Raw genomic sequence first — 12780 nt, 5'->3', positions numbered from 1 at the left:
ATAAAAATATAATTTGATAAAAATTTTATGTCAATAATTATGACTTTAGAAAAATCAAAACAATACATACAAAATAAAATAAAAGAAAAACCTGATTTCGGAATATTATTATTAGAAAATCAGTTTGATAAACTAATAGAAGAAATTAAAAATCCTATATGCATTTTGTATGAAGAAATTCCAATTTTTTCAAAAAAGAAATTATACGGAAGATTCTTATTTGGAAAAATAGAAGATAAAAATGTAGTATTTCTAATAGAAAACTTTCATGAAAAAAAAAAGACAAATTATTTTCCTATTATTTTATGTAAAAAAATAGGAATCGAAAAATTAATATTAATTAATATTTCTGGAGGCGTTAATCAAAATTATAAAATGGGAGATGTCATGTTAATTAAAGACCATATAAATTTATTTCCAGAAACCCGTAATATAAATAATATTATAAAAAATAAATTTTTTGAAATTACAGAACCATATGATAAAAAAATGTTAGAAATTGCAGAAAATATAGCGATGAATCATAATATAATTATTCAAAAAGGAATTTTTGTTGCTTTTCCTTATTTCAATTATAAAACTTATTCAGAATATGCCATGATACGATCCATGGGAGGGGATAGTATTGGTGGAATGAATATAGTGACAGATGTAATCGCTGCCAGATGTATGAATCTACGAGTATTCTCTATATCTATTATTGTCATGATGGGATTATCTACTAATAAAAGTTCTGATAAAATTATTATCAATAACGATTATTCAAATTATAAAAATCAATTTTTTCAAGAATCAGAAAAATCTATACCTCTTATAATATTAATAATTAAAGAGTTTATAAAATTTTGTTCATAGTTCATTAAAACGTAAAGTTTTATAATTGATTAATAATGTTTTTAGTGATATTCATAAAAATATTTTCTATTTTTTTATTTTTTAAAACTACAGGAATTCCATAATCTGAATATTCTCGTATTTCTTGTAACATAGGAACTTCTCCAAGAAAAAAAAGATTCATTTTTTCAGAAAAATTCTTGACTCCATCTTTACCAAAAAAATAATATTTTTTTTCCCCTAATATATAAGACATATTTTCAATAATTCCAATAATTGGAACATTTATAGGTTTCATACGAAACATTTCCACAGATCTATTCACATCAGATAATGCTATTTTTTGAGATGTACTAACTATAACAATTCCTTTTAACGAAATTTCTTGTAAAAGAGATAAATGGATATCACCTGTTCCTGGAGGTAAATCCACTATTAAAAAATCTAATTCTCCCCAATCAGTTTCATGAATAAATTGCCTCAAAACTTTAGTAACCATAGGACCTCTCCAAACAATAGCTTGTTCATCTTTCAAAAAAAAGCTTATAGACAAAATTTTAACTCCAAAACTAATGATAGGATTAATCATCTTATTTTCATTATTATAGATTTTTTCACTAAAATCTTTTTTATTAAGATTAAACATTAATGGAATAGAAGGACCATATATATCAGCATCCAATAATCCAACATGAAACCCCATTTTTTCTAAGGAAACGGTTAAATTAGTTGCTATTGTAGATTTACCAACACCTCCTTTTCCAGAAGCAACAGCTATTATATTTTTTATCATAGGTTTCCTATTGAAATTTTCTTTTAATTTTCTTTCTATTTTTATATATACTGGATTTAGTACATTTTCTTTTTTCATAGAAAGATTAATTTCTCTGATTAATTTGTTTTTAAAATGCATAGAAGGATGATCTAATCTTAAATAGATTATTATTTTATGACTAAAAATGTCTATTTTTTTTAGAATACCAGATTCAATAATATTATTATTACCGAAAGCAATAACGTTTTTTAATGCATTTTCAATTTTTTTTTTCACACTAATATTAGATGTTTGTACGGTTAAGAATAAATAAAAATAACCTATCACAATAATAGTACAAAAAAAAATAACTAGATTTGAAAATATATTCTAAAATAAGAACATGAATTTATATTCCTATTATAAGTTCAATAAAATTCATACAAAAATTCTAATATTTAAATACAATAAATGGAAATTTCTTTTAGAAAATATGGAGAATATAATTCTTTCTAAGAAAGAAAGAATGTTTTTTTTATCTTTATCTATAAAAAGAAAAAAAGAATTTTTAGGGATTCGTTATGCATTAAGATATATAGGAATGAATATAAGAATTTTTTACAATGAAAAAAGAAAACCCTTCCTTTTTCCTGAAAAAAAACATATCTCCTTAAGTCATTCTTTCGGAAAAATTGCTATAGCAATAAGCTCTTATCAGATAGGAATAGACATAGAAAAATTAAGAAAAGATAATAAAATAGTTAAAGTAAAAAATAAATTTCTTAGAAAAGATGAATCTATTTTTATTAAAAAAAATTATGAAAAAGATTATTTACATGTTATATGGGGAATTAAAGAAAGTTTATATAAATTAGAAGGAGGAATTCACCACAGTTTTTTAAATCGTTATAAAGTTTCTCCTTTTATACTTGAAAAGAAATCTTGCATATCATGTTGGATAATGAAAAAAACCTGTAGTCAAAGGTTTTACGCTTTTTATAGAAAAATAGAAAATTTTTACTTAGTTTATATCATAGATAAATGAACATGATAATGATAAATGAGAACATCAATATTCTTTTATCCCCTTATCATCATAATAAGGGAAATATTATTCTCATTTTAGAATCTACTGCTGTAATACTTACAATATTAAGTATTTTTTTTGCCCAAAGAAATAATATATTGGTATATCCAATAGGAATAGTAAGTACTATAATATATAGTTATTTAACCTTTGTTTCTTCTCTTTATGGAGATTTTATTATTAATCTATATTATACAATAATGAGTTTTTATGGATGGTTTATTTGGTTGTATAAAAAAGATCAAAAAAATAAAAAAATGCCCATTTCTATCACTTTTTGTAGTAAAAAAGATTATTTTCGTACATTTTTTTTATTATTTTTTACATGTATTTTCAGTATGATACTTTATTTTTTTTATGGAAAACTTAAAAACTATTCCGATTGGATGGATATATTAACAACGGGAATTTTTTTTTCTGGTATGTATCAAATGTCTATGAAAAAGGTAGAGAATTGGATATTTTGGATTATTGGAAATATGATTTCTGTTCCCCTTTATTTTTTTAAAGGTTTTATATTGACAGGAATTTTATTTATCATTTTAGTTATATTAGCTATAATGGGTTTTTTTATTTGGAAAAAAAAAGCACTAAAATTATAATTTTTTATTACATTAATTGATTTATAACATCATTGATATTATCGTATTCCTTTTCTGTTTTTTCTCTAAGATTTTTAACTTTTATTTTTCTTCTTTTTATTTCATTTTTTCCTATTATAATAGCAAATGGAATATTATTATCACTAGCATATTTAAATTGCTTCCCTATTTTAACAGCATGAGGATATAATTGAGTAGAAATTCCTTTTTCTCTTAAAAAATTTATCATTTGATATGCGTACAAAACTTCTTCATCTCCGAAATTAATAAACAAAATTTTTGATGGATAATTAGAGAAAAAAATAGTATCTAATAAACTTTCCTTTTCCATAGCTAAATAAACCCTATCTAAACCTAAAGAAATTCCCACTCCATAAATGTTTTTCATTCCAAACAAATTAGATAATTTATCATATCTTCCTCCACCACCAATAGAAATAGACCTTAAAGAAGTATTATTATTATGTAATGGAACAATTTCTAATATTGTTCCTGTATAATAATTCATTCCTCTAACTAAAGAAATATCCCATTCCAATTTTGTCTTTTTTAAAGAAATATCATTTATTTTATTGTAAATAAAACTAAGATCCTCGATTCCTTTTTTCCCTTTTTTGGAATCTTTAAAAGCCATAGTTAAATATTTTTTTTTTTCATAGAAATTTTTTTTCATGTCTAAAAAAAACTCTATTTTATCAAATGATTGAGAAGAAATTCCTTTACACAACATTTCTTTTTTAACCAAGTCTCGTCCAATTTTATTCCATTTGTCTAAAGATGTAATAAAATTTTTCCACAAATCATTTTTAATCCCTGAAATTTCGACTAGTCCTCCCAATATATCTCTATGATTAATATAAATAATAACAGGAAAATTAAGTTTTGAAAAAATTTTGTCACAAAGTTGAATTAATTCTATTTCTTCCCATAGAGAAGAGTTATAAGATGAAATTATATCTGCATCACATTGATAAAATTCTCTAAATCTTCCTTTTTGAGGTTTATCAGCACGCCATACAGGTTGTATTTGATATCTTTTAAAAGGAAATATTATTTCGTTCTTATGCATTACTACATAGCGCATAAAGGGAACTGTTAAGTCATATCGAAGTGCTTTATTAGTTACTTTTTGGAAAAAAATTTTTTTTATTAAATTATCATCAACTTCATCTAGAATTTTTTTATTATTGGTTTTTATTAAAAATTCTGAAATTTTTTTTTTTAAAACATTACCAGAATGAAGTAATTTAAATATCAAACAATCTCCTTCCTCTCCATATTTTCCTACAAGGGTAGAAATGTTTTCAAAAGAAGGAGTTTCTATTGAGTAGAATCCAAAAATTTCAAATATTTCCCGAATAGTTTTAATTAAATAATTTCTTTTATTCATCTCAATAAATGAAAAATCTCTGGTTCCTTTAGGAATATAAGGTGATTCCATTATTAATGATATTTTAAATGTTAAAAGTCATTGAATTTTTTACCTTTATTATTTTCTTTTTTATGAATACTTTTTTTTAACGTTTTTTCACTATCATTATTATATGAAATAGGAAAATCAAAGCTATCTTCTAGCATTAGATATTTTTTATTATTTTGTTTAGATTCTACAAAATTTGAATTAATAGATTGTTCAAAAACGTTTTCTTTTTGATTTAATGAAAAATTCTCTTTCTTATCAAAAGTTTTTTCTGAATATCTCAAATTATTTTTTTTCATAGGATAAAGATTTATTTCTTTTTTAGAAAAAGAACTAATTTCTTCCATTTTTTTTAATCTTTGTTCATAAGGTTCTTCTAGTTTATGAAAAATTTTTTTTTCCTCATGATTGATTGCTCTTTGAATTTCTGTAGGAAATCCTGTAGCTACTATAGTGACTGAAATACTTTCTTCTAAATTTTCGTCTTCTCCTATCCCCATAATAATATTAGCATTATTTCCTGCTTCAGCTTGTATATAATCACTGATAATTCCTATCTCATCTATAGTAATCTCTATTCTACCTGAAACAATTAATAATAGAACATTTTTCGCTCCAGTAATTTTATTGTCATTTAACAATGGAGAGTCTAAAGCTTGTATAACAGCTTCTTTTGCTCTATTTTCACCAACAGAAATAGCAGACCCCATAACAGCAGTTCCACTTTCTTTAAGTACGGTTCTAGTATCTCTTAAATCTATATTTTGTTTATAATGATGAGTAATAACCTCTGCAATCCCTTTAGCGGCAGTAGTTAAAACTTCGTCTGCTTTTGCAAATCCAGCTTTGAACCCTAAATTTCCATATAACTCTCTTAATTTGTCATTATTAATTACAATTAAAGAATCCACGTTTTTTCTTAACGATTCTATTCCTTTTTGAGCTTGTTGTAATCTCATTTTTCCCTCAAAATGAAATGGAATAGTAACAATTCCTACAGTTAGGATTCCTTTTTCTTTGGAAATTCCAGCAATAATTGGTGCAGCTCCTGTTCCTGTTCCTCCCCCCATTCCTGCTGTAATAAATGTCATTTTAGTATTAGAATCTAGAACACTTTTTATCTCTTCCAAACTTTCTAAAGCAGCTTTTTCTCCCACATCAGGATCGGCTCCAGCACCTAATCCTTCAGTGGTAGAAACTCCTAATTGAATTTTTACAGGAACTGGATTATTTTTTAAAGCTTGTGAATCTGTATTGCATGCTATAAAATCAACTCCAGTAATACCTTGTTCAAACATGTGACTTAAAGCATTACTACCTCCACCTCCGACTCCAATAACTTTTATCGCAGCTGATCGACTTTTCGTAAATCCAAATTGGATATTTTCTTTTTTTTTATTTTGTATAAAATCTTCTTTTTTCATTGTCATGATTTATTATTCTGTATCATTCAATATTTGACGAAATTTATCTGCCCAAATTTCAAGAAAAGATTTTGATTTTGTTTTATTTTTTTTATCAGAATGATCTGTATTATTATCTTCTGAATTTAATTTTTTATTTTTTTCATAAAATTTTTTAGAAATAAATTTTGATGAATAGGTTTCATCATAATATCTACGTCCCATATTTGTTGTTGTACAAATATATTTCTTTTTATCATCAATACCTTTAATAACTAAACCTATAGATGTTGCATATTCTGGATTACTTATTAAACCATTTTCTCCACCTGCAATATGTTCATTAGAATAACCTATGCGAACATCCATTCCAGTAATATATTCAGTTAAAGGACGAATATGTTTCAATTGAGATCCTCCACCTGTCATAACTAATCCAGCGATTAATCTTTTCTTTTGTTCTTCATTTCCATAATTTTTAATTTCTATATTAACTTTTTCTAAAATCTCGCATACTCTTTTATGTATAATCTTAGAAAGATGTTTTAAAGAAATTTCTTTAGGATCACGTCCTCTTAATCCAGGTATACAAACAATTTCTGTTTCTTTATTCTCTCCAGGCCATGCAGATCCAAATTTTATTTTTAATAATTCAGCTTGTCGTTCAATAATTAAACAATCTGTTTTAATATTATCAGTAATAACATTTCCTCCAAAAGGTATTACAGCCGTATGACGAATAACATTATCTTTAAATATGGCAATATCAGTGGTCCCTCCACCTATATCCACTAAAGCTACACCAGCTTCTCTTTCTTCTTTACTCAAAACAGCTTCAGCAGAAGCTAAAGGTTCTAATGTCATTCCGGATAAATTTAATCCTGCAGCTTTAACACATCTTCCAATATTACGAATAGAAGAAACTTGTCCTACAACTACATGAAAATTAGCTTCTAAACGACTTCCATACATTCCTATTGGTTCTTCTATTTCTGTTTGACTGTCTACTTTATATTCTTGTGGAAGAACATGAATAATTTCTTCCCCTGGCAACATCACTAGTTTATGAACTTGATCTATCAGTTTTTGTATATCTTTCTGATTAATTACATTTTCAAATCCTAATCTAGTAATATAATCATTATGTTGTAGACTTCTAATATGTTGTCCTGCTATTCCAACAATGACTTCTTTTATTTTTAAACCAGAACTATGTTCTGCTTCAGAAACTGCTTCTCGAATAGCTTCAATTGTTTGAGTTATATTGTTTACAACCCCCCTATGTACACCTATACTTTTAGATCTACCTATGCCTAGGATTTCAATTTTATTATATTCATTTCTCCTTCCTACCATAGCTACAATCTTTGTGGTTCCCACATCAAGACCTATAGCTATATCTTGATATTCCATAGATTCATCTTTTTTTTGCGACTATTTGTCCTTTATATTGCAAATCAATACTTTGATATTGATTAATATTCATATTATTTAAATACTGTTTATAAAATGCTTTTAATTTATTCAATTTATTTTTAAAATCTTTTACGTTTCCAAATATAATATAATGATCTCCTATTTTGGGAATTAAAAAAAATAAGTTATCGTCATTTTTTTTAATGCTAATAATCTGGTTTTTTAGAAGATCATCAGAATTTATAGCTTCTATTAAACAAACTAGGTACTTTTTTTCTTCTTTAGAAAAGAATCCTTTTGCTAAAATAACTTTTGAAGAATAAAAAGGAGAAAGCTCCAAATCTTCTGCATCTTTTGTCAAATAATATTCTTTATTTCTATTTTTTATTCTTAAAATGGGTTCCTTCTGAGAAATAAGAATATTTATAGTTCCATCTACGCTAATAAATACTTCAGATTTTTTTATAAAAGGATAATTGTCTAATTGTTTTTCCATTTTCAATATACATAATTGACCGATTTTTTTTTCATTTTTTTTCATTTTAGAAAATAAAATATTTTTAACAATTTCTTCATTTATAAAATAATTATTTGATGAAGGATCAACAATAATATTAAATTTTTTAATTTTTCTATTCTTATGTATTTTTTGAGAAAAATAAAAAAGAGGAATCATAAAAATTATATATAATAATAAAACAAGGATAAATGATTTATTTTTCATTACTTTTCCAAATCGTTTTTATATAACCATTTTTTTATAGGTGTGATTAAGGTATCTATATCACCAGCTCCTATTGTAAGAATAATATCAAAATGTTTTTTTTCTATTATTTTCAAAACATTTGATAAAGTAGATAACTCTTTTTTATTAGAGTCCATTTTTACTTTTTTTAATAAACTATTGGAATTAATTATTTCATTTAATAAAAACTCCCTAGCAGGATAAATATCTAATAGTATTAAAATATCAAGTTTCTCTAAACTTTTTGCAAAAGATTCTTCAAAAAATTTAGTTCTGCTAAATAAATGAGGTTGAAAAATTCCTAGTATCTTTTTACCTGGAAAACAATCTCTGACGGTTTTAATAAGAAAATTAATTTCTGTAGGATGATGAGCATAATCATCTATATATACTTTTCTTTTAGATTGATAATGAATATAATATCTTCTTTTTATTCCTTGAAATGAAAGTAGAGATTCTCTGACTTTTTCTTGATTGATTTTTAGATAATCAGATATAGATAATGCCGCTGTAACATTTTTTAGATTATGTATTCCAGGAATAGGTAATGGTAAAGATTTCCATGTTTCTGTAGGAGTATGAAAATCAAAATACCATTTATTCTCTTTTGTAAGAATATTATTTGAATAATAATTTGCTTTTTTTGTTATAGAATAATATATAGCATTTTTTAGTATTAAAGATTCTTCCTGTAAAAGAAAAACCTTTCTGTATGGTTTTTTTATCTTTTTTAAAAAAGATAAATAAGCTTTTCTTAAAACATACTTTTTTGGATAAATATCTACATGATCTTGATCAAAAGATGTAACACATGCAATATTAGGTGATAAGTGCAAAAAAGAACGATCAAATTCATCCGCTTCTACCAAAAAAAATTTGGATCCATTTAATATAATATTAGATTGATAATTTTCAGATATTCCTCCTAAAAAAGCAGTAATGCTAAATCCTGAATTATATAAAATATGTCCTAGTAAAGCACAAGTAGTTGTCTTTCCATGTGTCCCTCCTATAGCTATACAAATTCCATTTTTTGCAATTGAAGATAAAACTTTAGAACGTTTTTTTATATTTTTTCCATATTTTTTTAAATAAATCCATTGTTTATTATCATTTGGAATAGCTGGAGTATATACAATTAAACATTCCTTAGAATGAATCCATTCAGGCAACATTTTTATACAATCACGATAATTAATTGAAATTCCCTCTTCTTCTAACTTTTGGGTCAAATAAGTTTTATTCTTGTCATGTCCACAAACTTTTTTACCCATAAAATGGAAATATCTAGCAATGGAACTCATTCCTATTCCTCCTATTCCTAGGAAATAAAAAAAATTAATTTTATTAAAATTCATAAAATAATTTGTAAAATTTCATTAACAATATCATTTGTAGCTTTAGGTTTTCCCAATTGAAGGAGATTTTCACTCATTTTTTTTTTTATTATAGAATTATTAATCAACTTAATAGTTGAATTCACTAATTTTTTCTCTATTTCCTCATTTTTAATAATTAAAGCAGCTTTTTGTTCCTCCAATATTCTAGCATTTTTATTTTGATGATCATTTGAAGCCCAAGGATAAGGGATTAATATATGAGGTTTTCCTATTAAACACATTTCTGATATAGTTAAAGCACCAGCTCTAGATACAATAATATCCGCTGCAGAATAACATTCTGATATATTTTCAATAAAATCCATTAAAACAAAATTAGAATGATGAGATGCTTTATTCTTTTTGATTCTAAAAATATCAAGTTTTCCAACTTGCCAAATAAGCTGAATATCTAATTTTATTAATTTATTTAGTCCTTTTATCCAAGCATTATTCATACTGACAGAACCTTGACTACCTCCTATAGATAAAATAATAGGTCTTTCTATTCTTAACCCCAAATGTATACAAGATTTTTCCTTACTAGGCATCTTTTGTAAGATTTCAGATCTAACTGGATTTCCAGTGACTACGGTTTTTTCTTTTGGAAAAAACTTTTTTGTTTGTTCATAAGCAACACATATTTTATGAGCATAACGTGAAAATATTCTATTAGTTAACCCGGGAAATGAATTCTGTTCTTGAATAAGAATAGGTATTTTATTTTTTTTCGCAGCATATAAAGTGGGAAAGCTTACAAATCCACCTGTCCCAATAACTATATCTGGAGAAAACTCTTTAATTATTTTATTTGCTAAAAATAAACTATATATTAATTTTAAAGAAAATATAAAACCTTTTATGGAAAAAAAATTATTTTTTCCTCCTGAAGTACAAATTCCTTCAACGGAATATCCAAACTTAGGAAGTTCTCTCATTTCCATATGGTTTTTTGATCCAATAAACAAAATACTAGTTTTTGGAATCTGTTTTTTTAGTTCATCTGCTATAGCTATTCCAGGATAGATATGTCCACAAGTTCCTCCACATCCAATAATTATTCTAGGTAAAACATTATTATTGTTCATCATGAGTTAGTTACAATTTTATCAGTTGAATTTTTTTTTTCATATATAATTCGACTAACACTTAATATAATTCCAAAACTAAAAAAAGTAACCCACATAGAGGTTCCTCCAGCACTAATAAGTGGTAAAGTTTGTCCTGTTACTGGAAACAATCCTACAGCTATTCCCATATTAATTAATGCTTGATTAATAATAGGGAGTCCTACAGCAAGTACCAATAATGAACAAAAATGATTCTTTACTTTTGTAGCTATTATCATAATTCTGAGTAAAATTAAAAGATAAATGAATAAAAGAATCATTCCTCCAAAGGATCCATATTCTTCTATTATAATAGAATAAATAAAATCTGAAGAAGATTGTGGAAGAAAAGCTTTTAAAACGCTTTTACCAGGACCTCTTCCAAATTTATTTCCTAAAACAATAGCATTTTTAGATTGTTTCATTTGATAACTTTCTTCAGATCCATGATTAAAAAATTTTTCTATACGACTTTTCCATGTATAAACTCTGTTTGCAGGATTTTTATCCCCCCATTTTATAACGGAAAAAACATAAATTCCTGAAAATAAAATTCCCATTAATGAAATCATAATAATCCCTTTTAATGGATATCCTCCTATAAAAAGGAGGATTAAAACAGAAATAAAAACAATAATTGCAGTAGAACCATTGGCAGGAAAAATAAGTCCTACAATGAAAAATATTGGAAATAATAAAGGAAAAAAAGAATTAATGATACTGATATTTTCTTTATTTTTTTTAGCTAAATATCTAGCACAATAGATAAAAAGGACTAGTCCAGCAATACTAGAAGTTTGAAAAGATATATTAATAAAAGGAATATGCAACCAACGAGAAGCATTTACTCCGTCCAATTCTTTTTCCTGAATAATAGTAAATATTAATAATATAAATACTATAGGAATAGAAAATACAGACATACGGTAAAAGTATTTATAATCTATAAATTGAGTGAAAAAAAGAATACAAAAACCAACTAACAAAAAGAGAGCGTGTTTTAATAAATAACTAAAGGCTGTTGTATTCGTCTCTCCATATGTACTAACCAGGTTAGTACTAGCGGAATATACTGGTAGAAAAGAAAATACAGCTAGCAAGGATATAAAAGCCCATAAATATTTATCTCCTTTCAAATATTTGAAATATCTATTTCTTTCATCCTTTTTTTTCATAGAAAAGTTTTCTTACTTCTTTTTTAAATTTGTTTCCTTTTTCTTTATAATTTTTAAAAAGATCTAAACTGGAACAAGCAGGAGATAATAAAATGTTATCTCCAGAAGTAGACAATATATGAGCCATATATACAGCTTCTTGAATATTTTTTGTTTCCAGAATAATATCAATAATTTCTTTGAAAAAAGAAACAATTTTTTCATTTTGTTCACCTAAACAAATTATAGCCTTAACTTTTTTTTTAACTAAATGAACTAATTCTACATAGTTATTACCTTTATCTTTTCCGCCTGCTATCCATATAATGGGTTTATTTATATGTTTTAATGCATAAAAAACGGCATTAACATTTGTAGCTTTAGAATCATCAAAAAATTTAACTCCATTTATATGGAATATATTTTCCATACGATGTTTTATAGGTTTCAATTTTAAAATAATAGGTATTACCGATTTTTTATTTATATTAAATATTTCGGATATAATTAATGAAGCCATAATATTATAAATATTATGATCTCCCAATAGTGGAATATCTTTTATATTTAAAAAACATATTTCTTCGTTTTTTTGGTTTCTAATAAATATTTTGCTATTTTTTACATAAGCTCCAGCTCCATTTTTCAACTCTTTTTTTATAGAAAAAGGAATACATTTAGAGGAAATAATATATTTTTTTAATCCCTTTCTTATGATAGGATCATCATAGTTATAAATGAAAATATCTTCTTTTTTTTGTAAAGTTGCTATTCTAAATTTAGAATGCATATAATTTTCAATATTATTGTCATATCTATCTAAATGATCTCTTGTAATATTTAATAAAACTGCAATATTAGATCTAAAATTAGAACA

At 25.0% G+C, this 12780-nt stretch carries 11 protein-coding genes and 1 pseudogene; 3 read left to right on the top strand and 9 right to left on the bottom strand.

Going from position 1 to position 12780, the window contains the following annotated elements; all coding sequences use genetic code 11:
- The first annotated feature begins 39 nt into the window (after nucleotides 1-39).
- Nucleotides 40-855, top strand: a complete 816-nt coding sequence (locus H0H51_RS01290) for a purine-nucleoside phosphorylase (RefSeq protein WP_238784239.1) — start codon at nucleotides 40-42, stop codon at nucleotides 853-855.
- 19 nt (nucleotides 856-874) lie between these two features.
- Here H0H51_RS01290 and H0H51_RS01285 read toward each other — a convergent pair whose 3' ends face one another.
- On the bottom strand, nucleotides 875-1885 hold the full coding sequence (locus H0H51_RS01285) for an Mrp/NBP35 family ATP-binding protein (protein ID WP_185877055.1): 1011 nt from the start codon (nucleotides 1883-1885) through the stop codon (nucleotides 875-877).
- Between the two features lie 196 nt (nucleotides 1886-2081).
- Between H0H51_RS01285 and H0H51_RS01280 the strand changes: the two genes are divergently transcribed.
- Nucleotides 2082-2633, top strand: coding sequence for a 4'-phosphopantetheinyl transferase family protein (locus H0H51_RS01280; protein ID WP_317168668.1), 552 nt, complete (start codon nucleotides 2082-2084; stop codon nucleotides 2631-2633).
- A gap of 2 nt (nucleotides 2634-2635) precedes the next feature.
- A complete protein-coding gene (gene pnuC / locus H0H51_RS01275; protein WP_317168667.1) occupies nucleotides 2636-3277 on the top strand; it encodes a nicotinamide riboside transporter PnuC in 642 nt (213 codons plus the stop codon).
- 7 nt (nucleotides 3278-3284) lie between these two features.
- Here the strand turns inward: pnuC and hisS are convergent, their stop codons facing one another.
- The 8 genes and pseudogenes from hisS to murD all read right to left on the bottom strand — a co-directional run.
- The gene (gene hisS / locus H0H51_RS01270) at nucleotides 3285-4718 is read right to left on the bottom strand and encodes a histidine--tRNA ligase (RefSeq protein WP_185877053.1); all 1434 of its coding nucleotides are present in this window, start codon (nucleotides 4716-4718) and stop codon (nucleotides 3285-3287) included.
- A 20-nt stretch (nucleotides 4719-4738) separates the two neighbouring features.
- The gene (gene ftsZ, locus H0H51_RS01265; protein ID WP_185877052.1) at nucleotides 4739-6121 is read right to left on the bottom strand and encodes a cell division protein FtsZ; all 1383 of its coding nucleotides are present in this window, start codon (nucleotides 6119-6121) and stop codon (nucleotides 4739-4741) included.
- Between the two features lie 12 nt (nucleotides 6122-6133).
- Nucleotides 6134-7513: a cell division protein FtsA gene (ftsA, locus tag H0H51_RS01260; RefSeq protein ID WP_185877051.1), complete on the bottom strand. Its 1380-nt coding sequence runs from the start codon at nucleotides 7511-7513 to the stop codon at nucleotides 6134-6136.
- A 4-nt stretch (nucleotides 7514-7517) separates the two neighbouring features.
- Entirely contained in the window at nucleotides 7518-8240 is a 723-nt protein-coding gene (locus H0H51_RS01255; RefSeq protein ID WP_185877050.1) for a cell division protein FtsQ/DivIB, read from the bottom strand.
- Entirely contained in the window at nucleotides 8240-9619 is a 1380-nt protein-coding gene (gene murC, locus H0H51_RS01250) for a UDP-N-acetylmuramate--L-alanine ligase (RefSeq protein ID WP_185877049.1), read from the bottom strand. Before murC ends, H0H51_RS01255 begins: the two co-directional genes overlap by 1 nt.
- Nucleotides 9616-10731: an undecaprenyldiphospho-muramoylpentapeptide beta-N-acetylglucosaminyltransferase gene (murG, locus tag H0H51_RS01245; RefSeq protein ID WP_238784238.1), complete on the bottom strand. Its 1116-nt coding sequence runs from the start codon at nucleotides 10729-10731 to the stop codon at nucleotides 9616-9618. The genes murC and murG overlap by 4 nt, the downstream gene beginning before the upstream one ends.
- Nucleotides 10728-11924, bottom strand: coding sequence for an FtsW/RodA/SpoVE family cell cycle protein (locus tag H0H51_RS01240; RefSeq protein WP_185877048.1), 1197 nt, complete (start codon nucleotides 11922-11924; stop codon nucleotides 10728-10730). The genes murG and H0H51_RS01240 overlap by 4 nt, the downstream gene beginning before the upstream one ends.
- Nucleotides 11908-12771 (bottom strand): annotated as a pseudogene (gene murD / locus H0H51_RS03050) (UDP-N-acetylmuramoyl-L-alanine--D-glutamate ligase); the annotation flags it as partial. The pseudogene murD and the gene H0H51_RS01240, both read right to left, overlap by 17 nt.
- Nucleotides 12772-12780 lie beyond the last annotated feature (9 nt).

This window comes from Blattabacterium cuenoti, from assembly GCF_014251995.1.
Classification (GTDB): Bacteria; Bacteroidota; Bacteroidia; order Flavobacteriales; family Blattabacteriaceae; genus Blattabacterium; species Blattabacterium cuenoti_AE.
This window is presented reverse-complemented; position numbering and strand designations above follow the sequence as displayed.

Bases quoted from the DNA above. Each gene is read 5' to 3' on its own strand.
- H0H51_RS01290 (WP_238784239.1), top strand. From the start codon at position 40: ATGACTTTAGAAAAATCAAAACAATACATACAAAATAAAATAAAAGAA.
- H0H51_RS01280 (WP_317168668.1), top strand. From the start codon at position 2,082: ATGGAGAATATAATTCTTTCTAAGAAAGAAAGAATGTTTTTTTTATCT.
- pnuC (WP_317168667.1), top strand. From the start codon at position 2,636: ATGATAATGATAAATGAGAACATCAATATTCTTTTATCCCCTTATCAT.
- hisS (WP_185877053.1), bottom strand. From the start codon at position 4,718: ATGGAATCACCTTATATTCCTAAAGGAACCAGAGATTTTTCATTTATT.
- ftsZ (WP_185877052.1), bottom strand. From the start codon at position 6,121: ATGAAAAAAGAAGATTTTATACAAAATAAAAAAAAAGAAAATATCCAA.
- ftsA (WP_185877051.1), bottom strand. From the start codon at position 7,513: ATGGAATATCAAGATATAGCTATAGGTCTTGATGTGGGAACCACAAAG.
- H0H51_RS01255 (WP_185877050.1), bottom strand. From the start codon at position 8,240: ATGAAAAATAAATCATTTATCCTTGTTTTATTATTATATATAATTTTT.
- murC (WP_185877049.1), bottom strand. From the start codon at position 9,619: ATGAATTTTAATAAAATTAATTTTTTTTATTTCCTAGGAATAGGAGGA.
- murG (WP_238784238.1), bottom strand. From the start codon at position 10,731: ATGATGAACAATAATAATGTTTTACCTAGAATAATTATTGGATGTGGA.
- H0H51_RS01240 (WP_185877048.1), bottom strand. From the start codon at position 11,924: ATGAAAAAAAAGGATGAAAGAAATAGATATTTCAAATATTTGAAAGGA.